A 26,159-nucleotide genomic window follows, 5' to 3' on the forward strand; every position below is an offset into this window, starting at 1 on the left:
TTCATTTCCCGGCCAGCTCGCAGCCGCTCTCGGCCGGCTGGATGTAGGCCTCATCGCCCGGGACGGTCGCCAGCACCTTGTAGTAGTCCCAGTCGCGCTGGCTTTCCTCTGGCTTCTTCACCTCCATCAGATAGACGTCGCTGATCAGCCGGCCGTTGGCGCCGACCCGGGCGTTACGTGCAAAGACGTCGTTCACCGGCATCTCGTGCATGGCCTTGGCGACCGGTTCGGTCGCGTCGCTGCCGACCTTGTCGATCGCCTTGAGGTACTGCATCACCCCGGAGTAGGTGCCGGCCTGAATCATGTTCGGCATCCGCCCGGTGCGTTTGAAGAAGCGCTCGCCGAACTCGCGCGACTGGTCGTCGCGATCCCAGTAGAAGCTTTCGGTGAGGGTCAGGCCCTGAGCGGCATCGAGCCCCAGGCCATGCACTTCCGAGAGGGTGAAAAGCAGGGCGGCCAGGCGCTGGCCGCTGGCGACGATGCCGAACTCGGCGGCCTGCTTGATGCTGTTGGCGGTGTCCAGGCCGGCATTCGCCAGGCCGATGACCTTCGCCCCCGAGGCCTGCGCCTGGAGCAGGAACGATGAGTAGTCGGTGGTCGCCAGCGGATGGCGAACCGAGCCCAGCACCTCTCCGCCCTTGGATTTGACGAAGGTGGAGGTCTGCTCTTCCAGCGAGTAGCCAAAGGCATAGTCGGCGGTGAGGAAATACCAGCTGTCGCCACCCTGGGAAACCAGCGCGCCGCCGGTACCGACCGCCAGCGCGTGGGTGTCGTAGGCCCAGTGGAAGCCATAGGGCGAGCATTGCTTGCCGGTCAGCTCGGTGGTTGCGGCGCCGGTGACCAGGTTGATCTTCTGCTTGCTCTTGGAAATGCCCTGAACCGCCAGGGCGACCGAAGAGGTGGTCAACTCCATGATCGCGTCGACCTGCTCGCGGTCGTACCACTGACGCGCGATGTTCGAGGCGATGTCCGGCTTGTTCTGGTGGTCGGCGGTGACGATCTCGATCGGTACGCCCTTGACCTTGCCGCCGAAGTCTTCGGCGGCCATCTTCGCCGCTTCGTACGACCACTTGCCGCCGAAGTCGGCGTACACGCCGGACTGGTCGTTGAGAATGCCGATCTTCACCTTGCCGTCGGAAAATTCGGCCGCCGACACCGGCACGGTCAGTGCCGCGGCGAGGGTTGCCGCTGCAATGGCTGTTGGCTTCATGCGTATCTCCTTGCGCGTTGGACCGCCGTGCCGGGCGCGTCGCAAGAGGCGTCGCCCGGCCGGTGGCTGGATGGGAAGCGGAAGCAGGCGGCCGGCCGTGTGGTCGGCCGGAACAGGTTGCATGTTGGATAGTGGCAGCCGGCGCCCTGCCATGCGGGCAGGCCGGCAGCGCGGGATCGGTGGTGTCGGCTCGTCGTCAGACAGGGGCGACGAGTACCCGGAGGGAGAGGCATTCGGTGTGCCTTTTATTGTTATTGGTAGAGCTAACCGTAGCAGGGCTTTGGCGGTACGCAACCGCGTGCCGGGCGCGGCCCGGCGTCGCCAGGCTCGGCAAATCGCCGCGCTGTCAGGTAGATGTCGCGTTTGCCGTATAGACTCGGGCGATCAGATCAGGGAGACGAGACATGCGCAGGGTGGTGTTCAATCAGAAAGGTGGCGTCGGCAAATCCAGCATCGCCTGCAACCTCGCCGCGATCAGTGCCGCACAGGGTTACCGCACGCTGCTGATCGACCTCGATGCGCAGGCCAACTCGAGTCATTACCTCAGCGGCAAGCTGGGTGACGACATTCCGCTGGGCATCGCCGAGTTCTTCGTCCAGGTGCTCGAAGGCGGGGCGAGTGCGCGCAAGGCGCGGCCGCCGATCAGCCCGACCCCCTTTGCCAACCTCGACCTGATCACTGCCAGCCCGGCACTGGCCGACCTGCAGCCGAAGCTGGAGGCCAAGCACAAGATCAACAAGCTGCGCAAACTGCTCGAGGCGTTGGCCGAGGACTACGAGCGGATCTACCTGGATACCCCGCCCGCGCTGAATTTCTATACGGTGTCGGCGCTGATTGCCGCCGACCGTTGCCTGATTCCCTTCGACTGCGATGCCTTCTCCCGGCAGGCGCTCTATGGCCTGCTGGCGGAAATCGAGGAAGTACGCGACGACCACAACCCGGCGCTGGCGGTGGAGGGCATCGTGGTCAACCAGTTCCAGCCGCGCGCCGGCTTGCCGCAGCAGATGATCGAGGCGCTGGTTGCCGAGGGCCTGCCGGTGCTACCGGTGTACCTGATGAGTTCGGTGAAGATGCGCGAGTCGCACCAGGCCTGCCTGCCGCTGGTGCACCTCGATGCGCGACACAAGCTGAGTCGCCAGTTCGTCGAACTGCACGACTTGCTCGACGCCTAGCGGGCGACCAGCACATCGCATGGCGGGTTATCGAAGAAGTGCCGGGTCAGGCTGCCGAGCAGCGCGTGGCTCAGCTCGCTGCGGCTGTGCCCGCCGAGCGCCAGCAGTTGCGGCTGCAGCTCGCTGATCGCCGCATCCAGGCAGTTGAGCCGTTCGCCCTGATGCAGGCTGTAGCTGAGCCGCCCCTCGTCGGCCCCGAGCGCTGTGCGCGTATCGTCGATCAGCTGGCCGAACAGCTCGACCTGCAGCGCCAGCGCCGCCGGATCGGCCCCGTGAATCTCCGCGACTTCCTCGATGTTCAGCGCATGCAGCTTCGCCTCGGGCGGCAATAGCTGCCAGGCGGCGTGCAGGGCCCGGTTGGCGCAGCGCGAATAATCCAGCGCAGCCAGGGCCTGGCGGTAGGGCTCGATTGCCGGATGCGTCACCAGCAACAGCGGAATCGGGGTGGCCAGCAGGATGCGTTCCAGTGTGGTGCCGGCGAAGCCTTGCGGTGACTGGCGATGGTGGCGGCCGAGTACCAGCAGGTCGGCCTCGATGCCGCCGGCCAGCGCCAGCAGCCCTTCGACGGTAGGCCCGGGGCGCAGCCATAGGCGTACATCGTCCAGGCCCAGCTGGTCCAGTTGTGCCTGCAGCTGCTCACCGGCGGCCTGCTCGTCGGCCTCGCAGACATGCGCCAGGCTCAGCTGCGCGTTGCACTGGCGAGCCAGCTGTGCGGCGCGGCGCAGTGCCAGATCGGCGTCCGGACTGAGATCGTGGGCGACCAGAATGTGCTTGACCATGCGGGCCTCGGCTGCGCTCGAAAAAGGGCAGAGTATGCCGCGACCGCGAATGGCTGTCTGCGTCGCGGCGTCCGGCAGGTCGTCGCGCTTCAGTCTCGGCATGCTTTGCCGATATGCTTGCCGCAACGGCTAGGGGAGGGACCGATGAGCAAAGTCAGCGTACTGGTGGTGGATGATGCGCCTTTCATCCGCGACCTGATCAAGAAGGGCCTGCGCAGTCAGTTCCCCGGCATCGTCATCGAGGAGGCCGTCAATGGCCGCAAGGCCCAGCAGTTGCTGGGCCGCGAGCGTTTCGACCTGATCCTCTGCGACTGGGAAATGCCCGAGATGTCCGGGCTCGAACTGCTTACCTGGTGCCGTGCGCAGGACGCGCTCAAGACCGTGCCTTTCATCATGGTCACCAGCCGCGGCGACAAGGAGAACGTCGTGCAGGCGATCCAGTCCGGCGTCTCGGACTATATCGGCAAGCCGTTCTCCAACGAGCAGCTGGCGACCAAGGTGCGCAAGGCGCTCGGCCGGGCCGGCAAGCTCGATGCCCTGGCCGCCAGCGCGCCGACCCGAGCGCTGGCCGGCGGCGTCGCCAACGATTCGCTCGCTGCGCTGACCGGCGGCAAGGCCGAGGTCGTGCGCCAGCCCAAGCCGGAGGCGACGGCGCCGGTGGCCGCGCCGCCTGCCGCGGCCCCTGCGGCGAGCAAGCCTGCGGCGGCGTCGGGCGGGCGCGGCCAGGGCCAGTTGCGCCTGGCCGCCGGCACCCAGGCCTGCGTGATCAAGGCGCTGAGTCTGAAGGAGGCGCTGCTGGTGGTGCGTCGAGGCGACGACCTGCCGCAGGTGCTGGAAAGCGCCGTGCTCGACCTCGAGCAGGGCGAGGGCGCCGAGGTGGCGCGGCTCAACGGCTATCTGCACGCGGTGGCGGCACTCGAGCCCAAGCCTGACAGCGAGTGGCTGCAGCTATCGTTCCGCTTCGTCGACCGCGACCCGCAGAAGCTGGACTACCTGTCCCGGCTGATCGCCCGCGGCACCGCCCAGCGGCATTTCGTCCCGGGGGCCTAGCGCCGCCCATCGCCTGGAGCCACCTGTGCTTGATGCGTTTCACAGCCGCGGGGCTGGCCGCTCGCCGCGCGCTGCAGGGCACTGCTAGGCTGTGCCCGCCAACACTCCTACAACTACCAGAATTGCCATCATGCTGGGGCGTATCCTTCTGCTGCTCGGGCTGTCGCTGGCTGTGATGCCGGCCAGCGCGCTGACCATCTACAAGTACACCGATGCCAACGGCGTGGTGACCTATTCCGACCAGGCCGCACCGGGTGCACGTGTGTTCCTGTTTCGCGACCGCATGGTCGAGAGGCTCGACAACCAGGTGAAGCTCGAGACGCGCAAGCATGCCGCTGGCGAAACCCTGCTGGTGCGCAACGATCTGTTCGCCCCGGTGGACATCGAGCTGAGCCTGAGCAACGTCAGCAATGCCGTCGGTGCGCCGGACAAGCCGATTCGCTGGGTCCTGCCGCCGCGCAGCCAGATCCGCCTGGCCACCCTGGCGCCGCGCGATCCGGCCAAGCCGCTGCGCTACACACCGCGCCTGCGCCACGCCCTGGGTGACCCGCGCCTGCTGCCCAAGCCCTACAAGTACCCGTTGCCCTGGCGCGGCGGCCCGTTCCGCCAGACGCAGGGCGCCAATGGCCAGTACAGCCATTTCACCGCCAAGGGCCGCTATGCCGTGGACATCGCCATGCCCGAGGGCACGCCGATCATTGCCGCGCGCGGCGGCATGGTGGTGAAGGTGGAGAACGAGCAGAGCGGGCGCGGCAACAACCCGGCCGGCAACTTCGTTCGCGTGCTGCACGATGACGGCACCATGGGCGTCTACCTGCACCTGATGCAGGGCTCGGTGGTGGTGCGCGAAGGCCAGCGCGTCGCAACCGGGGAACGGCTGGCGCGCTCTGGCAATACGGGCAACAGCACCGGGCCGCACCTGCATTTCGTGGTGCAGCGCAACGTCGGGCTGGCGATCGAGTCGATTCCCTTCGACTTCGCCCAGCCGGTCAACAGCCTGCCGAACTTCGCCGTGGGCGGCGAGTGACGCAGCCCCCCCTTCACTATCGTCGTCCCGGGGCTGGTGGTTTCTACGACGCCTTGAGCACCTTGGCCAGGACGATCTTCGGCCCGCGCATCTTCTTGACGATGATCTGCAAGCCGTCGACGCGCAGTTCCTCGTTCTCCTCGGGAACGCGCTTGAGGCTCTCATAGACCAGCCCGGCAAGGGTTTCGGCCTCGATGTGGTCGAGGTCGACATCGAGCAGCCGCTCGATCTTGAACAGCGGTGTGTCGCCGCGCACCAGCAGCTTGCCGGGCTGGTACGCGAGGATGCCGCGTTCGGCCTTGCGGTGTTCGTCCTGGATGTCGCCGACGAGCACTTCGAGCACGTCTTCCATCGACAGGAAGCCGATCACCTTGTGGTCGCCTTCCTCGACCAGCACGAAATGCGCGCCGCCCTGGCGGAACTGCTCGAGCAGGGCATTGAGCGGCATGTGCTTGGACACCCGGTCGAGCGGGCGCAGCAGGTCGTCCAGGCAGAAATGCTCGGCGAGCCGCTCGTCGCCGGCCAGGGCCAGTAGCAGGTCCTTGATGTGCAGCAGGCCGACGTATTCGCCGAGGTCGCGGTTGTAGACCGGATAGCGGCTGTACTTGTGCCGGCGCACCAGCTCGAGGATGTCGGCCAGCGGCGCATCGTGCTCGAGCTGCACCAGGTCCTCGCGCGAGTTGGCCCAGTCGACGACCTCCAGTTCGCTCATTTCCACCGCCGAGGCGAGTACCTGGATGTGCTGGTTGCTCGGGTCCATGGCGCGGTTCGAGTGCAGGATCAGCTTGAGCTCGTCACGCGTGTAGTGATGCTCGTGATGCGGCCCGGGCTCGCCCTGGCCGGCGATCCGCAGGATGGCGTTGGCGCTGGCATTGAGCAGGTAGATCGCCGGGTACATCAGCCAGTAGAACAGGTACAGCGGTGCGGCCGTCCACAGCGACAGCAGCTCGGGCTTGCGGATCGCCCAGGACTTGGGCGCCAGCTCGCCGACCACGATGTGCAGGTAGGAAATGATGAAAAACGCGGTGAAGAAGGCGATGCCGTGTACCAGCGCCGGCGAGTCGATGCCGACGGCGGCCAGCACCGGCTCGAGCAGATGGGCGAAGGCCGGCTCGCCGACCCAGCCCAGGCCCAGCGAGGCGAGCGTAATGCCCAGCTGGCAGGCCGACAGGTAGGCGTCGAGCTGGTTGTGCACCTTGCGCAGGATGCGCCCCCGCCAGCCATGCGCATCGGCGATCGCCTCGACGCGAGTGGAGCGCAGCTTGACCATGGCGAACTCGGCGGCAACGAAGAAGCCGTTGAGCAGTACCAGGAACAGGGCAAAGAGAATCAGGCCGAAATCGGCGAAGTACGAGGGGGCGGTGTAACCGGGGGAAGGGTCCATGAGCTCGGGAAAGGCCGTTGACCCGCGTGAGGATGGGGGCAGCCCGGCGGCATTTCAAGCGAGCCGGGCGTTGCCGCCGACGAATCCATCGTTCGGTCTAGTCGGTCACCACCTGCTCTGGCTGGAAGTGGCAGGTGAACACGCTGCCTTTGCCGGGCGTACTGCTGATATCCAGGCGGCCGTGGTGGCGCAGCAGTACGTGCTTGACGATGGCCAGGCCGAGGCCGGTGCCGCCGGTGCTGCTGGCGCGGCTGGAGTCGACCCGGTAGAAGCGCTCGGTCAGGCGTGGCAGATGCTTCTGTTCGACGCCGATGCCGTTGTCCTCGACGCTCAGGTGCGCGCCGTACTCATTGCGCCACCAGCGGATGCGAATATCGCCGCCGTCGGGCGTGTACTTGACCGCATTGAACACCAGGTTGGAGAAGGCGCTGCGCAGCTCCGACTCGCTGCCCTTGAGCCGCAGCGACGCATCGGCCTCGAGGCTGATGCGATGGCCGCGCTCGCCGGACAGCGCCTGGGCGTCGTGCTGCACGGTCTGCAACAGCGCGGCGATGTCCAGCGGCACGCCTCCGGTGGGTGGGTTGGTGGCTTCGAGCTTGGCCAGCAGCAAGAGGTCGTTGAGCAGGTGCTGCATGCGTCCGGCCTGCTGGTTCATCTGCTGCAGGGCGCGCAGCCAGCGCGGGTTGACCTGGTCGCTGTTCTCCAGCAGCGTCTCCAGATAGCCGGAGATCACCGTCAGTGGGGTACGCAGTTCGTGGCTGACGTTGGCGACGAAATCCTTGCGCATCTGTTCGAGCTGATGCAGCCGGGTGATGTCGCGTACCAGCAGCAGATGCTCGCTGTTGCCGTAGCGGGTGATGTTGAACTGCAGGCGGATGCGGTCGTTGATCGGCGAGATCAGCTCCAGCGGCTCCTCGTAGTGGCCCTTCTCGAAGTACTCCTTGAACGCCGGATGACGCACCAGGTTGGTGATTGGGTGGCCGCTATCCTGGCGCTTCTTCAGGCCGAGCAGGTGGTCGGCGGCGGGGTTCCACCATTCGAGGTTGCCGTCGCTGTCGAGCATGATCACCGCATCCTTGAGTGCAGCGGTCGAACCCTGCACGCGGTCGATCACGGCCTGCAGCTGGCCGCGCAGGCGCAGGTCGCGGCGTTGCATCTGGTAGAGGCTGTCGAACACGTCGCCCCACAGGCCCACCGCATCCGGTGGCGGGGAATCCGGCTCGCTGCTCTTGAGCCAGCGCTGCAGGCGCAGCACCTGATAAAGCGTCCAGGCCAGGTAGCCGAGCGCGCCGAGCGCCAGGGCCCAGCCGTATTCGCCGGTCGCCAGGCCCAGCAGCAGGCAGACGCCCAGCAGAAGCAGCAGCTTGCGCACCAGCGCGCCTTGCCAGTCGCGGTTCAATCCCTGTGCTCCCGATCCAGTGGCAGGTGTGGCCGCCCGGGCTGTCCTGCGCGTTCGCGCTGGCGCAGAGCCTCGCTCATGTCGGCTCAGTTCTTCGTCGAGAAACGATAGCCGGTGCCGCGCACCGTCTGCACGAGGTTTTCGTAGGCTTCGCCGAGTGCCTTGCGCAGGCGGCGGATGTGCACGTCGACGGTGCGTTCTTCGACGTAGACGTTGCCGCCCCAGACCTGGTCGAGCAGCTGGCCGCGGGTATAGGCACGCTCCTGGTGGGTCATGAAGAACTGCAGCAGGCGGTATTCGGTCGGGCCCATCTCGGCCGGCTTGCCATCGATGGTGACGCGGTGGCTGATCGGATCGAGCAGCAGGCCGCCGATCTCGATCGGCGTCTCGTTGTCGGCGGGCGCGGCGCGCCGCAGGACGGCCTTCAGACGGGCGACCAGCTCGCGCGGCGAGAAGGGCTTGGTGATGTAGTCGTCGGCACCGACCTCCAGGCCCTGGATCTTGTTGTCTTCCTCATCCTTGGCGGTGAGCATGATGATCGGCGTGTTGGCGGTCAGCTCGTCGCGCTTGAGCCGGCGCGCCAGTTCGATGCCGGAGGTGCCCGGGAGCATCCAGTCGAGCAGGATCAGGTCGGGCTGGCGATCGACGATCAGGGCATGCGCCTGTTGGGTGTTCTCCGCCTCCAGGCACTCGTAGCCGGCCATTTCCAGGGCGACGACGATCATCTCGCGGATCGGCGCTTCGTCGTCGACGATCAGTATGCTCTTGCCGTTCATGGTCAAGCCTCGGTCGTTCTTGTCGCCCGGCATTAGATAACGCAATTGTTGCAGCGATGTGACAGCCTGGAGACGGCCAGCATGGCGTCAACAGGCCGTCTGCGCCAGGGCCGGAGGCCGCTCAGCGGGCGGCGTAGTCGAGGATGCAGCCGACCAGCACGGCCAGCCCGGCCCAGTGATTGTGCAGGAAGGCGTGGAAGCAGGCCTGGCGGTCGCGTGTGCGAGTCTGGCGGAACTCCCAGAGGTACAGGCCGAGCGCGACCAGCAACCCGGCATTGAAGAACAGGCCCAGCTCGAAGCGCGCGCCGGCCAGCGCCAGGCAGAACAGCGCCAGGCCCTGCAGCGTGAGGACGACCACGCGGTCGGCATCGCCGAACAGGATCGCGGTGGACTTGATGCCGATCTTCAGGTCGTCCTCGCGGTCGGCCATCGCGTAGTAGGTGTCGTAGGCCACCGTCCACACCACGTTGGCGACGAACAGCAGCCAGGCCTCCGGCGGCAGGCTGCCGCGCTCGGCGGTAAAGCACATCAGGATGCCCCAGGAATAGGCTGCGCCGAGCACCACCTGCGGGTAGTAGGTGTAGCGCTTCATGAACGGGTAGAGCGAGGCGACCGCCAGCGCGCCGAACGACAGCCACACGGTGGTGGCGTTGGTCAGCAGCACCAGGCCGAAGCTCAGTGTCACCAGCACGGCGAACAGCACCCAGCCCTCGCGCGGCTTGACCCGGCCGGTGGCCATCGGCCGCTCGCGGGTGCGCTGCACATGGCCATCGAAGTTGCGGTCGGCGAAGTCGTTGATCACGCAGCCGGCCGAGCGCATGAAGAACACGCCGAGGGTGAAGATGATCAGGTTGGCGACGCTCGGTCGGCCACCGCCGGCGATCACCAGGGCGGTGAGCGTCGGCCAGAGCAGCAGGTAGATGCCGATCGGTCGATCCCAGCGCATCAGCTGGATGAAGTCCCAGGCGCGCGGATGAAGGCGATTGCACGATTGCAGGAGTTTCAGATACATCGGCGGCTCCGTGCGGAAGATGACGAATCAGACGCGGCAGCGCGGCTCACGGCGCGATGCCGGCGGCTTGCCAGAGTTCGGGCAGGAATACCTCGGCTACCAGCACGCCGAGGGGCTCGCGACTGAAGCGCGAGCGGCGCGCCCACAGGTCGGGGTGGCGATGCTCCGGCGGCAGCCAGGCCGCCGGGTAGCGGCAGGCTTGCAGCGTGCCGCGGGTGAATGCCGGGTCGCTGAACAGCAGTTCGCCGAGCGAGCGGCTGCCCAGGCGCTGCAGGTCCATGTCGGAACGCTCCAGCGCGGCGCGTGCGGCGACGCTGCGGGCGAACACCCAGGGCCGCCCGTGCCCGCACAGGTAGACTTCGCGCACCCAGCCTTCGCTGCCCCCGGCCACGCCCAGCGCACTGCATTCGTCGTCACGCAGCAGCTGCCAGCCCTCGACGAGCGGCGTGACGCTGAACGCACCGCCTGCCAGCTCGGTGAGGCGTCGGGTGAGCGAGCCTTTGTCGACGTAGAGCCAGTCATGCTGCAGCGGGTCGAGCGGCGTCGGCAGTTGGTTGGCGGTCAGCCATGTGTGAAGTTCAGGCACAGGCGATAGAGGGTGCGGTTCCGAGAAGGCGGGGAGTCTAACAAGAAAGCCGGCCAGCGCGATGGCTCCGGCGGTTGCGCGGGTTGCCGATGTTGGTTACAACCTGCGCATTCCCCGCCCGGAATGTCCGCCATGCACCTGCACGACTCGATGATGAACGGCTCGATGATGAACGATAGTGCGGTGTACAAGACCTTGCTGGAATCGACCAAAGCCATCCCCTGGAAGATCGACTGGGCCACCATGACGTTTGCCTATATCGGCCCGCAGATCGAAACCCTGCTGGGCTGGCCGCAGGGCAGTTGGCTGAGCGCCAATGACTGGGCAGAGCGCATGCACCCTGAAGACCGCGAGTGGGTGGTGAATTTCTGTGTGGCGCAGTCCCAGTCAGGGCTCGACCACGAGGCCGACTATCGCGCGCTGACCCGCGACGGCCGTTATGTGTGGATCCGCGATGTGGTGCATGTGCTGCGCAATGCCGCGGGCGAGGTCGAAGCGCTGGTTGGCTTCATGTTCGACATCAGTGAGCGCAAGCAGACCGAGCAAAAGCTGTTGCAGCTGCAGAAGCAGCTGGAAGAACTTTCCTATCAGGACGGCCTTACCGGCGTGGCCAACCGGCGCATGTTCGACAACCGCTTGCAGATGGAGTGGAGCAATGCTCAGCGCAACAGCCTGCCGCTATCCCTGATCCTGCTGGATATCGACTATTTCAAGCAGTACAACGACCACTATGGCCATGTGCGTGGCGACGATTGCCTGAAAAGCGTTGGCCAGGCCTTGAGCGGTGCCGCCGTGCGCCCGCGTGACCTGCTGGCCCGTTATGGCGGTGAAGAGTTCGTCCTGTTGCTTCCAGAGACCGATGCGCAGGCTGCTGCCCAGGTTGCCGAGCGCTGTCGCCAGCTGATTCGCGAACAAAATATCCAGCACGCCCACTCCCAGGTCGCACCGCTGCTGACGATCAGTCTAGGCGTCGGTACTCTCGTACCAGGCCCGTTCGACCAGCCCGAGGCCTTTCTCGAAAGGGTGGATAGCCTGCTCTACAAGGCCAAGCATCAGGGCCGCGACCAGGCGGTACTCGCTTAGCCCTGAGGTGAGCTTTCGAGGGCCCGGTTTGGGTGTAAGAATCGACAGCCCCCCTGCGTTCGTCCAGCTTCCGGGTTTTACGCCCAACCCTCCAACCGCATGGTCGCCCGCACCAGTCGCTGCTCCTCCTGCTCGATTTCCTTGAGGTTGTCGCGAATGCTGTGGATGTGGTCGCGCGCCGCGCGCTGCGCCTGATCCGGCAGGCGCTCGGTGACGGCATGGTAGAGCCGCGAATGCTGGCGATCGATCTGCCGCTTGGGGGCCGGCCGGTGATAGAGGTTGTTCACCGAGGCGAACACGGTGCTGAGCATCAGGTCGGTGAGCGACTGCAGGGTGTGCACCAGCACCGGGTTGTGCGAGGCCTCGCAGATGGCCAGGTGAAAGGCGTGGTCCAGCCGGGCATGTTCACGCGGGTCGGCGCCTTCGCCATCGGCATGCGCGGCGAGCATTTCCTCGTAGCGCCGGCGCAGCAGGATGAAATCCGCCTCGGTACCGCGCAGCGCCGCCAGCCGTGCCGATTCGCCCTCGAGCAGGGCGCGCACTTCGAGCAGGTCGTAAAGCGTGCGCGGCTGCGAGTTGAACAGGTGCATCAGCGGGCTGGCGTCGTGGCTGTCAGACAGCTGCGCAACAAAGGAGCCGCGGCCCTGCGCCGTCTCGATGATGCCGCGCCCGCGCAGCACCCGCAGGCCCTCGCGCAGCGCCGACCGCGAGATGCCGAGCTTTTCGCACAGACGCCGCTCGGAGGGCAGCGCCTGGCCGACCTTGAGCACGCCATCGACGATCAAGCGTTCGATGCGCTCGGCCACCACGTCGGCGACTTGACGACGGTCATTGTGTTTTTCGCTCAGCATGCAGGGCTCTCCACAGCTGGTAGGACCAGTTGCCGGCGAGTTTAGCCTCAGTGCTTGCAGATGTGCACTGGCGCCGGTCGGAGCGGGTTTTGCGTAGTGTCTTGCAGGGCCTCACTACAAAAACTGGTAGGACCAGTTGTCGCTGGCATGGACGCCGCCGCCCGGGCCGGCTAAAGATGCGGCATCTCACCGCAGCGGCCGTGCTGGGGTGACCGTACGAGAGCGGCGAATCTGCATGAATATCCTCTACGACGAACGCGTCGACGGCGCGTTGCCCAAGGTCGACAAGGCCGCCCTGCTGGCCGAGCTGCAGCGCGCGCTGCCGGACCTGGAAATCCTCCATCGCGGCGAAGACCTCAAGCCGTACGAATGCGACGGCCTGTCGGCCTACCGCACCACGCCGATGCTGGTGGTGCTGCCCGAGCGGGTCGAGCAGGTCGAAACCCTGCTCAAGCTCTGTCACCAGCGCGGCGTGCCGGTGGTCGCCCGCGGCGCCGGCACCGGGCTGTCCGGCGGTGCGTTGCCGCTGGAGCAGGGCATCCTGCTGGTGATGGCGCGCTTCAACAAGATTCTCGAGGTCGACCCGGCCGGGCGCTTCGCCCGCGTCCAGCCCGGCGTGCGCAACCTGGCGATTTCCCAGGCCGCCGCGCCCCATGAGCTGTACTACGCGCCGGACCCCTCGTCGCAGATCGCCTGCTCGATCGGCGGCAACGTCGCCGAGAACGCCGGTGGCGTGCACTGCCTGAAATACGGTCTGACCGTGCACAACCTGCTCAAGGTGGAAATCCTCACCGTCGAAGGCGAACGTATGACGCTCGGCTCCGACGCGCTGGATTCACCGGGCTTCGACCTCTTGGCGCTGTTCACCGGCTCCGAGGGCATGCTCGGCATCGTCACCGAGGTGACGGTCAAGCTGCTGCCCAAGCCGCAGGTGGCCAAGGTGCTGCTGGCCGCGTTCGACTCGGTGGAAAAGGCCGGGCGTGCGGTGGGTGACATCATCGCCGCCGGCATCATCCCCGGCGGCCTGGAAATGATGGACAACCTGTCGATCCGCGCCGCCGAGGACTTCATCCACGCCGGCTACCCGGTGGATGCCGAAGCGATCCTGCTCTGCGAACTGGATGGCGTGGAAGCCGACGTGCACGACGACTGCGCGCGCGTCAGCGAAGTGCTCAAGCTGGCCGGCGCCACCGAAGTGCGCCTGGCCAAGGACGAAGCCGAGCGCGTGCGCTTCTGGGCCGGGCGCAAGAATGCCTTCCCGGCGGTCGGCCGTATTTCGCCGGACTACTACTGCATGGACGGCACCATCCCGCGCCGCGAGCTGCCGGGCGTGCTCAAGGGCATTTCCGATCTGTCCGAGCAGTTCGGCCTGCGCGTGGCCAACGTGTTCCACGCCGGCGACGGCAACATGCACCCGCTGATCCTCTTCGATGCCAACCAGCCCGGTGAGCTGGAGCGCGCCGAGGAACTGGGCGGCAAGATCCTCGAACTCTGCGTCGAGGTCGGCGGCAGCATCACCGGCGAGCACGGTGTCGGCCGCGAGAAAATCAACCAGATGTGCGCGCAGTTCAACAGCGACGAGCTGACCCTGTTCCACGCGGTGAAAGCGGCGTTCGACCCGAGCGGCCTGCTCAACCCCGGCAAGAACATCCCGACCCTGCATCGTTGCGCCGAATTCGGCCGCATGCACATCCACAACGGTCAGCTGCCCTTCCCCGAACTGGAGCGTTTCTGATGTCCGTATTCGCCAACGACGCCAGCGCGCAGTTGCTGGACCAGGTCAACCAGGCGCTCGCCGCCAAGACCCCGCTGCGTATCCAGGGTGGCGCGACCAAGGCATTCCTCGGTCGCTCGGTCGAGGGCCAGCTGCTCGACGTGCGCGAGCACCGCGGCATCGTCAGCTACGACCCCACCGAACTGGTGGTGAGCGTGCGTGCCGGCACACCGCTGGCCGAACTCGAGGCCACCCTGGACGAAGCCGGGCAGATGCTGCCCTGCGAGCCGCCGCACTTCGGCGAAGGCGCCACCGTTGGCGGCATGATCGCCGCCGGGCTGTCCGGCCCACGGCGGCCGTGGAGCGGTTCGGTGCGCGACTTCGTGCTCGGCTCGCGCATCATCACCGGCCAGGGCAAGCACCTGCGCTTCGGTGGCGAGGTGATGAAGAACGTCGCCGGCTACGACCTGTCGCGCCTGATGGCCGGCAGCTTCGGTTGCCTCGGCGTGCTCACCGAAGTCTCGCTCAAGGTCCTGCCCAAGCCGCGCCAGTGCACCAGCCTGCGCCTGGAGATCGACCTCGAGCGCGCCCTGCTCAAGCTCGCCGAATGGGGCCAGCAGCCGGTACCGATCAGCGCCGCCAGCCATGACGGCAAGGCCCTTTACCTGCGCCTGGAAGGTGGCGAAGGGTCGGTCAACGCCGCGCGCGAACGCATCGGTGGCGAGGACCTCGACCCCGGCTACTGGAATGACCTGCGCGAGCAGCGCCTGGCCTTCTTTGCCGACTCGCGCCCGCTGTGGCGCCTGTCGCTGCCGAACAACACGCCGGCCGTGGCCTTGCCGGGCGAGCAGCTGGTCGACTGGGCCGGCGCCCAGCGCTGGCTGAAGTCCGATGCCGACGCCGCAAGCATCCGCGCCATCGCGGCGGAAGTCGGTGGGCATGCCACCTGTTTCACCGCCGGTGCCGCCGAGCCGTTCCAGCCGCTGTCGGCGCCGCTGTTGCGCTACCACCGCCAGCTCAAGGCCGCGCTGGACCCGCAGGGGATCTTCAACCCCGGCCGCATGTATTCCGAGGTCTAGGTCGTGCTCAGCGCGATTGGCCGCTGCGACGCTGCGCCAGAAGGCGCAAGACGAGGCGAGAGGAGAGAAGTTTGGTAGCTCCAAATGAACGACGAACAACGATGGATTGCGCCTTCTGGAGCGCGTCCCGAAGGGTTGGCGCGAAGCGCCAACGCAAAGAGCCATTCGTGTTGAGAACGACCTCATGCAAACGAATCTGAGCGAAGCCGCCAAGCAACTGCCGCGCGCCGAGGAAGCCGAAAGCATCCTGCGCTCCTGCGTGCACTGCGGCTTCTGCAATGCCACCTGCCCGACCTACCAGCTGCTCGGTGACGAGCTGGATGGCCCGCGCGGGCGCATCTACCTGATGAAGCAGATGTTCGAGGGCGGCGAGGTGACCGAGAGCACCCAGCTGCACCTGGATCGCTGCCTGACCTGCCGCAACTGCGAGACCACCTGCCCGTCCGGGGTGAAATACCACAACCTGCTGGATATCGGTCGCGACTTCATCGAACGCCAGGTCCAGCGCCCGCTGGGCGAGCGCCTGGTGCGCGGCGGCCTGCGCACGGTGATCCCGCGTCCGGGGCTGTTCAAGGCGCTGCTCGGTACCGGCAATGCGCTCAAGCCGTTGATGCCGGCCTCGCTGAAGGACCACCTGCCGCGCGAGATTCGCCCGGCCAAACCGCGCCCGCAGGTCATGCACCAGCGTTGCGTGCTGATGCTCGAGGGCTGCGTGCAGCCGAGCCTCTCGCCGAACACCAACGCCGCCGCCGCGCGCGTGCTCGACCGCCTGGGCATCAGCGTCAGCCCGGCGCGTGAGGCCGGCTGTTGCGGTGCGGTGGACTACCACCTCAACGCCCAGGACGCCGGCCTCGAGCGCGCACGACGCAACATCGACGCCTGGTGGCCGGCCATCGAGGCGGGTGCCGAAGCCATCGTGCAGACCGCCAGCGGCTGCGGCGCCTTCGTCAAGGAATACGGCCATCTGCTCAAGGACGACCCGGCCTACGCGGCCAAGGCCGCACGGGTCAGCGAGCTGGCCAAGGACCTGGTCGAGGTGCTGCGCAGCGCCGAGCTGGAAAAGCTCGACGTGCGCGCCGACAAGCGCATGGCCTTCCATTGCCCGTGCACCCTGCAGCACGCACAGAAGCTCGGCGGCGCGGTCGAAGACGTGCTCACCCGCCTGGGCTTCCAGCTCACCGCGGTGCCGGATGCGCATCTGTGCTGCGGCTCGGCGGGCAGCTATTCGATCACCCAGCCGGAGATTTCCCACCAGCTGCGCGACAACAAGCTCAACGCGCTGGAGAGCGGCAAGCCGGAGGTGATCGTCACCGCCAACATCGGCTGCCAGACCCACCTCGACGGCGCCGGCCGCACGCCGGTCAAGCACTGGATCGAAGTGGTCGAGGAATCGATGGGGTGACGGTGGAAAGGCTGCGCCGTTTTCCACCCTACGACGCCGTAGGGTGGAAATCTCGCAAAGCGAATTTCCACCGAATCGAACCCTCCGGCCCGCCCGCCGCGCGCCAACCGAACAACCGAAATACGCAGACAGGAGAATCGAGATGAAAAGCAAAGCCGTACTGAGCCAGACCGAAGTCGCCACCATCCTCGCCGCCGCCCGCGCCGAAGCGCAGGCCAACGGCTGGGCCGTGACCATCGTCGTCGCCGACGACGGCGGCCACCCGCTGGCGCTGGAGCGTCTGGACGGCTGTGCGCCGATCGCCTCCTACATCGCCAGCGAGAAGGCCCGCAGCGCCGCGCTCGGTCGCCGCGAAACCAAGGGTTATGAAGACATGGTCAACGGTGGCCGCAGCGCCTTCCTCTCCGCGCCGGTGGTCTGCTCGCTGGAAGGCGGCGTGCCGGTGGTGGTCGACGGCCAGGTCATCGGCTCGGTCGGCGTGTCCGGCGTGACCGCCGCGCAGGACGCCCAGATCGCCAAGGCCGGCGTCGCCGCCCTGGCCAACTGAACAGACAAGGAGAACGACAGATGACCGAGCGTGTAACCCTGGGCCGCCTGCAAGTCGCGGCCAACCTCAAGCGTTTCATCGAAGACGAAGTCCTGCCGGGCACCGGTATCGAAGCCGCCGCCTTCTGGCAGGGCCTGGACGCCCTGGTCCATGACCTGGCGCCGAAGAACCGTGAGCTGCTCGCCGAGCGCGACCGCCTGCAGCTCGAGCTGGACGCCTGGCACAAGGCCAATCCGGGCCCGATCAAGGATATGGCGGCCTACCGCGCCTTCCTCGAATCCATCGGCTACCTGCTGCCGGTGCCGGGCGAGGTCAAGATCGACACCGCCAACGTCGACAGCGAGATCGCCACCCAGGCCGGTCCGCAGCTGGTGGTGCCGATCATGAACGCGCGCTATGCGCTGAACGCGGCCAACGCCCGCTGGGGCTCGCTGTACGACGCCCTGTACGGCACCGACGCCATCTCCGAAGAGGGCGGCGCGCAGAAGGGCCCGGGCTACAACGAAGTCCGTGGCGCCAAGGTCATCGCCTTTGCCCGCAACTTCCTCGACCAGGCCGCGCCGCTGGCCGAAGGCAGCCATGCCGACGCCACCGCCTACCGCGTGCAGGATGGCCAGCTCAAGGTCACCCTGGAGAACGGCAGCGTCACCGGCCTCGAGCAGCCGGAGAAATTCGTCGGCTTCCAGGGCGAGGCCGTCGAGCCGAAGGCCGTGCTGCTGAAGAACAACGGCCTGCACATCGAGATCCAGATCGACCCGAACAGCCCGATCGGCCAGACCGACGCCGCCGGCGTGAAGGACCTGCTGATTGAGTCCGCCGTGTCGACCATCCTCGACTGCGAAGACTCGGTCGCCGCGGTGGATGCCGACGACAAGGTATTGGCCTACCGCAACTGGCTGGGCATCGTGCAGGGCACCCTCAGCGAGGAAGTGGCCAAGGGCAACTCCAGCTTCGTCCGCCGCCTCAACCCGGACCGAGAATACAGCGCGCCGGACGGCGGCGAGCTGAAGCTGCACGGCCGCTCGCTGCTGTTCATCCGTAACGTCGGCCATCTGATGACCAACCCGGCGATCCTCCTGGAAGACGGCCGCGAAATCCCCGAAGGCATCATGGACGGCGTGTTCACCAGCCTGATCGCCAAGCATGACTTGAAGCGCAAGGGCAACTCGCGCACCGGCAGCTTCTACATCGTCAAGCCGAAGATGCATGGCCCGAAGGAAGTCGCCTTCGCCGACGAGCTGTTCGGCCGCGTCGAGGACCTGATCGGCGTACCGCGCTTCACCCTGAAGATGGGCATCATGGACGAGGAGCGCCGCACCAGCGCCAACCTCAAGGCCTGCATCGCCGCGGCCAAGAGCCGTGTGGCCTTCATCAATACCGGCTTCCTTGACCGCACCGGTGACGAGATGCACACCTGCATGGAAGCCGGCCCGGTGCTGCGCAAGGGCGACATGAAGAACACGCCGTGGATCAAGTCCTACGAGCGCAACAACGTGCTGGTCGGCCTGGCCTGCGGCCTGCGCGGCAAGGCGCAGATCGGCAAGGGCATGTGGGCCATGCCGGACCTGATGGCGGCCATGCTCGAGCAGAAGATCGGCCATCCGAAGTCCGGCGCCAACACCGCCTGGGTGCCGTCGCCGACCGGTGCCACCCTGCATGCGCTGCACTACCACCAGGTCGATGTGCAGGCGGTGCAGAGCGAGCTGGAAAAGGTCGACCTGGCCGCCGAGCGCGAGCAGCTGCTCAATGATCTGCTGACCATCCCGGTGGTCGCCGAGGACAAGTGGAGCGCCGAGGAAAAGCAGCAGGAGCTGGACAACAACTGCCAGGGCATCCTCGGTTACGTGGTGCGTTGGGTCGAGCAGGGCGTCGGTTGCTCCAAGGTGCCGGACATCCACAACGTCGGCCTGATGGAAGACCGCGCCACCCTGCGCATCTCCAGCCAGCACATCGCCAACTGGCTGCACCACGGCGTGGTCAGCCGCGAGCAGGTGCAGGAAACCCTCGAGCGCATGGCCAAGGTGGTCGACGAGCAGAACGCCGGTGACCCGCTGTACCGCCCGATGGCGCCGGACTATGCCAAGTCCATCGCCTTCCAGGCCGCCAGCGATCTGGTGTTCAAGGGCCGTGAACAGCCCGCCGGCTACACCGAACCGTTGCTGCACCAGTGGCGGCAGCGCTTCAAGGCGGCCAACCCGGCCTGAGGCCTGGGTGAGCGGCAAGGCGGGAGTGCGCTCCCGCCCGCCTGAAACACGAGCCCCGGACGCCTCTTGGCGCTCGGGGCTTTCGAGCATGGGGACCTGTCAGGCAGTACGGCAGGCACCCGGGGGACCGCCACGACGTCGGCCGCAGGGTCACGGTGGGGCGGGTATCCATGCAAGGCACCGGGCTTGCCCGGACAAAAAAGCGGTTCACAACAAAAACAGGAACCAACAATGAGTCAAACACTACTGTCCATACTGGCCTTCGTGCCGTTGGTGCTGGCGGGTGTCCTGCTGATCGGCTTTCGTTGGCCGGCCAAGTACGCGATGCCGCTGGTTTTCGTCCTCACCGCGCTGATCGGGCTGCTCGCCTGGGACATGACGTTCAACCGCGTCCTGGCCTCGACGCTGCAGGGGCTCATTCTCACCGCGGCGATCCTCTGGATCATCTTCGGTGCGATCCTGCTGCTCAACACGCTCAAGCACTCCGGGGGCATCGCCGCGATTCGCCGGGGCTTTTCCAACATCAGCCCGGATCGTCGCGTCCAGGCGCTGATCGTGGCCTGGCTGTTCGGCTGCTTCATCGAGGGCGCCTCGGGCTTCGGTACGCCGGCCGCGGTCGCCGCGCCGCTGCTGGTAGCGCTGGGTTTCCCGGCGCTGGCAGCGGTGGTGCTGGGGATGATGGTGCAGTCGACGCCGGTATCCTTCGGTGCCGTGGGGACGCCGATCCTGGTCGGTGTGGGCGGTGGTCTGGACAAGACCGGGATCGGTGAACAGCTGATCGCCCTGGGCAGCAACTGGGATGTGTTCTTCCACCTGATCTTCTCGCGGGTGGCGATCATCCATGCGCTGTGCGGCATTCTCATGCCGCTGATCATGCTCAGCATCATGACCCGCTTCTTCGGCCGCAACAAATCCTGGGCCGAAGGCCTGGCGATGGCGCCGTTCGCGGTGTTCACCGGTCTGTGCTTCGTCATCCCCTATGCCGCTGCCGGCGTGTTCCTCGGCCCGGAATTCCCCTCGATGATCGGCGCGCTGGTCGGCCTGGCCATCGTGGTGCCGGCGGCCAAGGCCGGCTTCCTGCTGCCGAAGGAAAGCTGGGACTTCGCTCCGGCGAGCGAATGGCCGGCCGAGTGGATGGGCAAGATCGAGATGAAGCTCGACGATGTCGCCGGCAAGACGCCGATCTCCGTGCCGATGGCCTGGGCGCCCTACCTGCTGCTGGCGGTGTTCCTGGTGATCTCGCGCGTGTTCCCGGAAGTCAAGGCAGCGCTGATGTCGCTGAGCTTCGGCTGGAAGGACATCCTCGGTGAGACCGGCGTGTCCGGTACCCTCGAGCCGCTGTACCTGCCGGGCGGGATTCTCTGCATGGTGGTGATCGTCACGTTCTTCCTGCACCGCATGCGTGCCGGCGAGCTGGTGGCAGCGGTGTCGGAGTCGAGCAAGACGCTGCTCGGCGCGGGCTTCGTGCTGATCTTCACCATCCCCATGGTGCGGATCCTCATCAACTCGGGCGTCAACGGCTCGGACCTGGTGTCCATGCCGGTGGCCATGGCGCAGCTGGTGGCCAACAGCGTGGGCTCGGTCTATCCGTTCTTCGCCCCGGCGGTCGGTGCACTGGGGGCCTTCATCGCCGGTTCCAACACCGTGTCGAACCTGATGCTGTCGCAGTTCCAGTTCAACACCGCGGGGCTGCTCGGCCTCTCCGGTGCGCTGATGGTGGCGCTGCAGTCGGTGGGCGCCGCGGCGGGCAACATGATCGCCATCCACAACGTGGTAGCGGCCTCGGCCACCGTCGGCCTGCTCGGTCGCGAGGGGGTCACCCTGCGCAAGACCATGCTGCCGACGCTGTACTACCTCATCCTGGCTGGCAGCATCGGCCTGATCGGGTTCTACGTGATGGGCATCGGCGACCCGCTGACGGTCGCTGCTGGCTAAGCGCAGCAACGGGTGGAACGGGCGGCTTCGGCCGCCCGTTTCGTTTGTCGACTTCTGCCGCCGGCCGCTTGTGGTATAGGCTGCGGCGCAACGCAACGCAACGAGCGAGGTGAAACATGAAAAAGTGGCAGTGCGTGGTCTGCGGATTCATCTACGACGAGGCCGAAGGCTGGCCGGACGACGGCATCGCCCCTGGCACCCGCTGGGAAGACGTGCCCGAGGACTGGGTATGCCCGGACTGTGGCGTCGGCAAGATGGACTTCGAAATGATCGCCATCTCCTGATTTCCGATTACCAACCGAGCGAGGACACTTCGTGACTGCACCCATCGTCATCATCGGCACCGGCCTGGCCGGCTACAACCTCGCACGCGAACTGCGCAAGCTGGACGGCGACATACCGTTGCTGCTGATCACCCGCGACGATGGGCGCTCGTATTCCAAGCCGATGCTCTCCACCGGCTTTGCCATGAACAAGGATGCCGAGAGCCTGGGCATGGCCAGCGCCGGTGCGATGGCCGCGCAGCTGAAGGCCGAGATTCGCACCCATACCGAGGTCACCCGGCTGGAGCCGGCGGCGCAGCGCATCTGGCTGGGCAACGAGCCGGTCGTCTACCGCGACCTGGTGATTGCCTGGGGCGCGCAGACGCTGCGGGTACCGCTGGCTGGCGATGCCGCCGATGCCGTGCATCCGATCAACGACCTGCTCGACTACGGCCATTTCCGTGCCGCCGCCCAGGGGCGCAAGCGGGTGCTGATCATGGGCGCCGGGCTGATCGGCTGTGAGTTCGCCAACGATCTGCGCCTGGGCGGCTACGAGGTGGATGTGGTGGCGCCGGCCGAGCAACTGATGCCCGGCCTGTTGCCGCCGCAGCCGGCCGCGGCGGTGCGCCAGGGCCTGGAGGCGCTGGGTGCGCGCTTTCACCTGGGCACCGTGGTCGAGCGGCTGGATCGCCACGGCGACGCGCTGAGCGCGCAACTGGCCGACGGCCGCCGGCTGGATTGCGATCTGGTGGTCAGCGCCGTCGGCCTGCGCCCGCGCACCGAACTGGCGGCCCAGGCGGGGTTGGCCGTCGCGCGCGGTATTGCCGTCGACCGCCAGCTGCGCACCTCCGCGCCGCACGTCTATGCGCTGGGCGACTGCGCCGAGGTCGACGGGCTCAACCTGCTCTATGTGATGCCGCTGATGAGTGGCGTGCGCGCCCTGGCCCGCACGCTGCTGGGCACGCCGACGGAGGTCAGCTACGGGCCCATGCCGGTCACGGTGAAGACGCCGGCCTGCCCGCTGGTGGTCTCGCCACCGGCGGCCGACGCTGCAGGGCGCTGGGTTGTCGAAGGGCAGGGCGCAGACATCAAGGCGCTGTACCTGGGCGCAGACGGCAAGCTGCTCGGCTATGCACTGACCGGCGCGGCGGTGCAGGACAAGCTCGCGCTCAATCGGCAGCTGCCGCCGGTGCTGGCGGAACTGCCGCAAACTCTGACGCTAAAGCCTTCGAGCTGACTAAGCCTTGAGTTGTAGAAGACTGGCGCCAGTGCTAGCAGCGTGCCATTCTCCCTGAGTCTGCCCAGCTAGAGCTGTCGCAGCGCCTTTCAGGGTCGTTCCTCGGGAGCGGCCAAGACACAACAACAACAAAGTCTCAGAGGCTACCAATGCGTAAACCGGAACTTGCCGCCGCCATCGCCGAGAAGGCTGACCTGTCCAAGGATCAGGCCAACCGTGTCCTCAACGCCGTTCTGGACGAAATCACCAATGCGCTGAACCGCAAGGACAGCGTCACCCTGGTCGGTTTCGGCACCTTCGTCCAACGCCACCGCGGAGCCCGCGCCGGCAAGAACCCGCAGACCGGCGAGCCGGTCACCATCAAGGCCAGCAACACTGTGGCCTTCAAGCCGGGAAAGATGCTGCGCGACGCCATCAACTGATGGGCTGCCCCGGAGCCTCCGGGCTCCGGGCGATCTGACTGCCCGGTCCCGCTCGGACTCCTCGTTACCCACGCTTTTTCGCTGCCGACGAGCCGCTACAATGAGGCGCAAATCGAATCCTCCCGTCGGATGCACGCCTGATGAAATTTCGCTTCCTGCTCTGGATGCTTGGCCGCCTGATGGCCAAGGCCAGCCGCACCAACCCCGAGTTCCAGCAGCAGCTGGGTGACAAGAGCCTGAGCTTTCAGCTGCACACCCTGGACGGCAAGGTCGCCCGGCATTTCGTGGTCAAGGACCAGCGCGTCACCAGCAAGCGCGGCCCGGCGACTGAGCCGGCGTTCTCCCTCGGCTTCAAGGATGCCGCCTATGGCTTCGCCACCATGACGGCGAAGAACAAGCAGCTGGCGTTCATGCAGGGAATTCAGAACAAGGACATCCAGATCCAGGGCAATCCGGCGCTGGTGATGTGGTTTCAGGGGCTGACCAAATATCTGAAGCCGAAAAAGAAGAAGTAGTTTCGCCCTGAGCCCGCGATCCGGTGCCCTCATTTCGGGGTGTCCTGGGCTCCTGGCTCGTCAGACGCAGGGCTGCACGTTACCTGTGGTGGAAAACGCTGCGCGGTTTTCCACCCTACGGCTGGCCATCCCCTCATGGCCCTACGGCGCCTCCCGCCAAACCCTCGTTTCCTCCTTCAACCACTCCCGAAACGCCACCAGCCCCGCCGACTCCACCTTGCGCTCGGGAATCATCAGGTAGTACGCCCGCGTCTCGCTGCGGTAGGCGTGCGGATGCGCCAGCAGCAGCCGCCCCTCGGCCAGTTCGCGCTGGATCAAAAACGGCGGGATCAGCGCCACCCCCATGCCATGCTCGGCCGCCTGCGCCAGCATGGAGAACAGCTCCAGCCGCGGGCCGGTCATGTCGCGGGCGACTTTCAGCCCCAGCGAATCGAACCACTGGCGCCAGGCGTAGGGGCGGGTGGTCTGCTGCAGCAGCGGCAGTTCGGCCAGGGCCTGGGTCGTGAACGGCTGACCGTCGCGCAGCAGGGCGGGGCTGCAGACCGGCTGCAGGTCCTCGGGCATCAGGTAGTGCGCCTCGGTACCGGACCAGTCGGCATCGCCGAAGTAGATGGCAGCATCGAACTCGGTATCGGCAAAGAGAAAGGGCCGGGTGCGGTTGGTCAGGTTCACCGTGATCTCCGGATGCAGCGCCTGGAAATGCCTGAGGCGCGGCACCAGCCACTGGGTGCCGAAGGTCGGCACCACGGCCAGCTCGATGCTCATCGCGCCCTGCTGGCCCATCACCGACAGCGTGTCGCGCTCCACCGCGTCCAGCTGCGCGGCGATGCGGCGGGCGTAGGACTGCCCGGCGGCGGTGAGCTTCACGCCGCGCCGCGAACGACGGAACAGCGCCAGGCCGAGGAACTCCTCCAGCCCGCCGATCTGCCGGCAGATGGCACTCTGGGTCAGCGCCAGCTCGTCGGCCGCGCGGGTGAAGCTCTCGTGGCGGGCGGCGGCCTCGAAGGCGATCAGCGCGGCGGTGCTGGGAATCTTGCGACGCATTATGCAAAGACCTCATGGAATAAGCCTGCTAATGGACGCAGAGCTTATCTCGGAGTGAGAAAAACGCACAGTTTGGTGCGAAATCCTCGTTTGCGACGCGCCGTCGCGGCGCCTAGGATCAGCTCATCCCGCCCGCGTGACCGCGGCGCCGAAGACAACAAGAGGAGCCCCGAATGGCCGGCAAAGCAAGCTTCAACTGGATCGACCCGCTGCTGCTCGATCAGCAGCTGACCGAAGAAGAGCGCATGGTGCGCGACAGCGCCGCGCAATTTGCCGCTGACAAGCTGGCACCGCGGGTGCTGGAAGCCTTCCGCCATGAGCAGACCGATCCGGCGATCTTTCGCGAGATGGGCGAAACAGGGCTGCTCGGCGCGACCATTCCTGAGGCTTACGGTGGCAGTGGCCTGAATTACGTGTGCTACGGGCTGATCGCCCGTGAGGTCGAGCGCATCGATTCGGGCTACCGCTCGATGATGAGCGTGCAGTCGTCGCTGGTGATGGTGCCGATCTACGAGTTCGGCAACGAGGCGACCAGACAGAAGTATCTGCCCAAGCTGGCCAGTGGCGAATACATCGGCTGCTTCGGCCTGACCGAGCCGAACCATGGCTCAGACCCGGGCAGCATGGTCACCCGGGCGAAGAAGGTCGACGGCGGCTATTGCCTGTCCGGCAGCAAGATGTGGATCACCAACAGCCCGATCGCCGATGTGTTCGTGGTCTGGGCCAAGGATGACGCCGGCGAAATCCGCGGCTTCGTGCTGGAGAAGGGCTGGGAAGGGTTGTCCGCCCCGACGATCCACGGCAAGGTCGGCCTGCGCGCGTCGATCACCGGCGAGATCGTCATGGACAACGTGTTCTGCCCGGAAGAGAACGCCTTCCCCGACGTGCGTGGGCTGAAGGGCCCGTTCACCTGCCTGAACAGTGCCCGCTACGGCATCAGCTGGGGCGCGCTGGGTGCCGCCGAGTTCTGCTGGCACACCGCACGTCAGTACGTGCTCGACCGCCAGCAGTTCGGCCGGCCGCTGGCCGCCAACCAGCTGATCCAGAAGAAGCTGGCTGACATGCAGACCGAGATCACCCTGGCGTTGCAAGGTTGCCTGCGCCTCGGCCGGATGAAGGACGAGGGCAGCGCCGCGGTGGAAATCACCTCGATCATGAAGCGCAACAGCTGCGGCAAGGCGCTGGACGTGGCGCGCATGGCGCGCGACATGATGGGCGGCAACGGCATCAGCGACGAGTTCGGCGTGGCCCGGCACCTGGTCAACCTGGAGGTGGTGAACACCTACGAGGGCACCCACGATGTGCACGCGCTGATCCTCGGTCGCGCGCAGACCGGCATTCAGGCGTTCTTCTGAAACTGCTCCCCTCTCCCTCTGGGAGAGGGGCTGGGGGTGAGGGTGCTTGGCACTGCTAATGGTTCCCTCACCCAGGCCCTCTCCTACCGGGCGAGGGTGCTTTCACCTTCCAA

General features: G+C 66.5%; 24 protein-coding genes. 15 read left to right on the forward strand and 9 right to left on the reverse strand.

Annotated features, from left to right (window positions below):
• Position 1: 1 nt before the first annotated feature.
• A complete protein-coding gene (locus tag CL52_RS01890; protein WP_043218083.1) occupies positions 2-1,210 on the reverse strand; it encodes an ABC transporter substrate-binding protein in 1,209 nt (402 codons plus the stop codon).
• 404 nt (positions 1,211-1,614) lie between these two features.
• Between CL52_RS01890 and CL52_RS01895 the strand changes: the two genes are divergently transcribed.
• The gene (locus CL52_RS01895; RefSeq protein WP_043218085.1) at positions 1,615-2,382 is read left to right on the forward strand and encodes a ParA family protein; all 768 of its coding nucleotides are present in this window, start codon (positions 1,615-1,617) and stop codon (positions 2,380-2,382) included.
• Here CL52_RS01895 and CL52_RS01900 read toward each other — a convergent pair.
• Complete coding sequence (locus tag CL52_RS01900; RefSeq protein WP_043222860.1) at positions 2,379-3,161, reverse strand: universal stress protein; 783 nt, start codon at positions 3,159-3,161, stop codon at positions 2,379-2,381. The two genes, CL52_RS01895 and CL52_RS01900, sit on opposite strands and share 4 nt — an antisense overlap.
• Before the next feature lie 144 nt (positions 3,162-3,305).
• Here CL52_RS01900 and CL52_RS01905 point away from each other — a divergent pair, with 144 nt between their 5' ends.
• A complete protein-coding gene (locus tag CL52_RS01905) occupies positions 3,306-4,211 on the forward strand; it encodes a response regulator (RefSeq protein WP_043218086.1) in 906 nt (301 codons plus the stop codon).
• Between the two features lie 130 nt (positions 4,212-4,341).
• A complete protein-coding gene (locus CL52_RS01910) occupies positions 4,342-5,238 on the forward strand; it encodes a peptidoglycan DD-metalloendopeptidase family protein (RefSeq protein ID WP_043218088.1) in 897 nt (298 codons plus the stop codon).
• Between the two features lie 43 nt (positions 5,239-5,281).
• Here CL52_RS01910 and CL52_RS01915 read toward each other — a convergent pair whose 3' ends face one another.
• The 5 genes from CL52_RS01915 to CL52_RS01935 all read right to left on the reverse strand — a co-directional run bounded on the left by CL52_RS01915 (position 5,282) and on the right by CL52_RS01935 (position 10,395).
• Entirely contained in the window at positions 5,282-6,622 is a 1,341-nt protein-coding gene (locus CL52_RS01915) for a hemolysin family protein (protein ID WP_043218090.1), read from the reverse strand.
• A 97-nt stretch (positions 6,623-6,719) separates the two neighbouring features.
• Positions 6,720-8,021, reverse strand: a complete 1,302-nt coding sequence (gene phoR / locus CL52_RS01920) for a phosphate regulon sensor histidine kinase PhoR (protein ID WP_043218091.1) — start codon at positions 8,019-8,021, stop codon at positions 6,720-6,722.
• 86 nt (positions 8,022-8,107) lie between these two features.
• A complete protein-coding gene (gene phoB / locus CL52_RS01925; RefSeq protein ID WP_043222862.1) occupies positions 8,108-8,797 on the reverse strand; it encodes a phosphate regulon transcriptional regulator PhoB in 690 nt (229 codons plus the stop codon).
• A 121-nt stretch (positions 8,798-8,918) separates the two neighbouring features.
• Entirely contained in the window at positions 8,919-9,809 is an 891-nt protein-coding gene (gene ubiA / locus CL52_RS01930; protein WP_043218093.1) for a 4-hydroxybenzoate octaprenyltransferase, read from the reverse strand.
• Between the two features lie 46 nt (positions 9,810-9,855).
• Positions 9,856-10,395 carry a chorismate--pyruvate lyase family protein gene (locus CL52_RS01935; protein WP_043218094.1) on the reverse strand — a complete coding sequence of 180 codons (540 nt, stop codon included), beginning with the start codon at positions 10,393-10,395 and terminating at the stop codon, positions 9,856-9,858.
• A 132-nt stretch (positions 10,396-10,527) separates the two neighbouring features.
• Between CL52_RS01935 and CL52_RS01940 the strand changes: the two genes are divergently transcribed.
• Positions 10,528-11,478 carry a sensor domain-containing diguanylate cyclase gene (locus CL52_RS01940; RefSeq protein WP_369804578.1) on the forward strand — a complete coding sequence of 317 codons (951 nt, stop codon included), beginning with the start codon at positions 10,528-10,530 and terminating at the stop codon, positions 11,476-11,478.
• A gap of 77 nt (positions 11,479-11,555) precedes the next feature.
• Here the strand turns inward: CL52_RS01940 and glcC are convergent, their stop codons facing one another.
• The gene (gene glcC / locus CL52_RS01945; RefSeq protein WP_043218095.1) at positions 11,556-12,329 is read right to left on the reverse strand and encodes a transcriptional regulator GlcC; all 774 of its coding nucleotides are present in this window, start codon (positions 12,327-12,329) and stop codon (positions 11,556-11,558) included.
• Between the two features lie 235 nt (positions 12,330-12,564).
• Between glcC and glcD the strand changes: the two genes are divergently transcribed.
• From glcD to CL52_RS01995, 10 genes are all read left to right on the forward strand, one after another.
• Entirely contained in the window at positions 12,565-14,064 is a 1,500-nt protein-coding gene (gene glcD, locus CL52_RS01950) for a glycolate oxidase subunit GlcD (RefSeq protein WP_043218096.1), read from the forward strand.
• The gene (glcE, locus tag CL52_RS01955; RefSeq protein ID WP_043218097.1) at positions 14,064-15,122 is read left to right on the forward strand and encodes a glycolate oxidase subunit GlcE; all 1,059 of its coding nucleotides are present in this window, start codon (positions 14,064-14,066) and stop codon (positions 15,120-15,122) included. The genes glcD and glcE overlap by 1 nt, the downstream gene beginning before the upstream one ends.
• A 184-nt stretch (positions 15,123-15,306) precedes the next feature.
• Positions 15,307-16,524, forward strand: a complete 1,218-nt coding sequence (gene glcF, locus CL52_RS01960; RefSeq protein WP_043218099.1) for a glycolate oxidase subunit GlcF — start codon at positions 15,307-15,309, stop codon at positions 16,522-16,524.
• A 142-nt stretch (positions 16,525-16,666) separates the two neighbouring features.
• Positions 16,667-17,071, forward strand: a complete 405-nt coding sequence (locus CL52_RS01965) for a heme-binding protein (RefSeq protein ID WP_043218100.1) — start codon at positions 16,667-16,669, stop codon at positions 17,069-17,071.
• A 20-nt stretch (positions 17,072-17,091) separates the two neighbouring features.
• Entirely contained in the window at positions 17,092-19,275 is a 2,184-nt protein-coding gene (locus CL52_RS01970; RefSeq protein WP_043218101.1) for a malate synthase G, read from the forward strand.
• 231 nt (positions 19,276-19,506) lie between these two features.
• Positions 19,507-21,210, forward strand: coding sequence for an L-lactate permease (locus tag CL52_RS01975; protein ID WP_043218102.1), 1,704 nt, complete (start codon positions 19,507-19,509; stop codon positions 21,208-21,210).
• A gap of 116 nt (positions 21,211-21,326) precedes the next feature.
• Positions 21,327-21,494, forward strand: coding sequence for a rubredoxin (locus tag CL52_RS01980; protein WP_043218103.1), 168 nt, complete (start codon positions 21,327-21,329; stop codon positions 21,492-21,494).
• Positions 21,495-21,525: 31 nt separating this feature from the next.
• Positions 21,526-22,710 carry an NAD(P)/FAD-dependent oxidoreductase gene (locus CL52_RS01985; RefSeq protein WP_043218105.1) on the forward strand — a complete coding sequence of 395 codons (1,185 nt, stop codon included), beginning with the start codon at positions 21,526-21,528 and terminating at the stop codon, positions 22,708-22,710.
• A gap of 149 nt (positions 22,711-22,859) precedes the next feature.
• Positions 22,860-23,132 carry an HU family DNA-binding protein gene (locus CL52_RS01990; protein WP_043218106.1) on the forward strand — a complete coding sequence of 91 codons (273 nt, stop codon included), beginning with the start codon at positions 22,860-22,862 and terminating at the stop codon, positions 23,130-23,132.
• A 140-nt stretch (positions 23,133-23,272) separates the two neighbouring features.
• Entirely contained in the window at positions 23,273-23,647 is a 375-nt protein-coding gene (locus CL52_RS01995; RefSeq protein WP_043218108.1) for an SCP2 sterol-binding domain-containing protein, read from the forward strand.
• A gap of 141 nt (positions 23,648-23,788) precedes the next feature.
• Here the strand turns inward: CL52_RS01995 and CL52_RS02000 are convergent, their stop codons facing one another.
• Positions 23,789-24,691, reverse strand: a complete 903-nt coding sequence (locus CL52_RS02000; RefSeq protein ID WP_043218111.1) for a LysR family transcriptional regulator — start codon at positions 24,689-24,691, stop codon at positions 23,789-23,791.
• A gap of 173 nt (positions 24,692-24,864) precedes the next feature.
• Between CL52_RS02000 and CL52_RS02005 the strand changes: the two genes are divergently transcribed.
• Positions 24,865-26,046, forward strand: coding sequence for an acyl-CoA dehydrogenase (locus CL52_RS02005; protein WP_043218113.1), 1,182 nt, complete (start codon positions 24,865-24,867; stop codon positions 26,044-26,046).
• Positions 26,047-26,159 lie beyond the last annotated feature (113 nt).

Origin of the sequence: Stutzerimonas balearica DSM 6083 (genome assembly GCF_000818015.1) — a bacterium.
GTDB classification, from domain to species: Bacteria; Pseudomonadota; Gammaproteobacteria; order Pseudomonadales; family Pseudomonadaceae; genus Stutzerimonas; species Stutzerimonas balearica.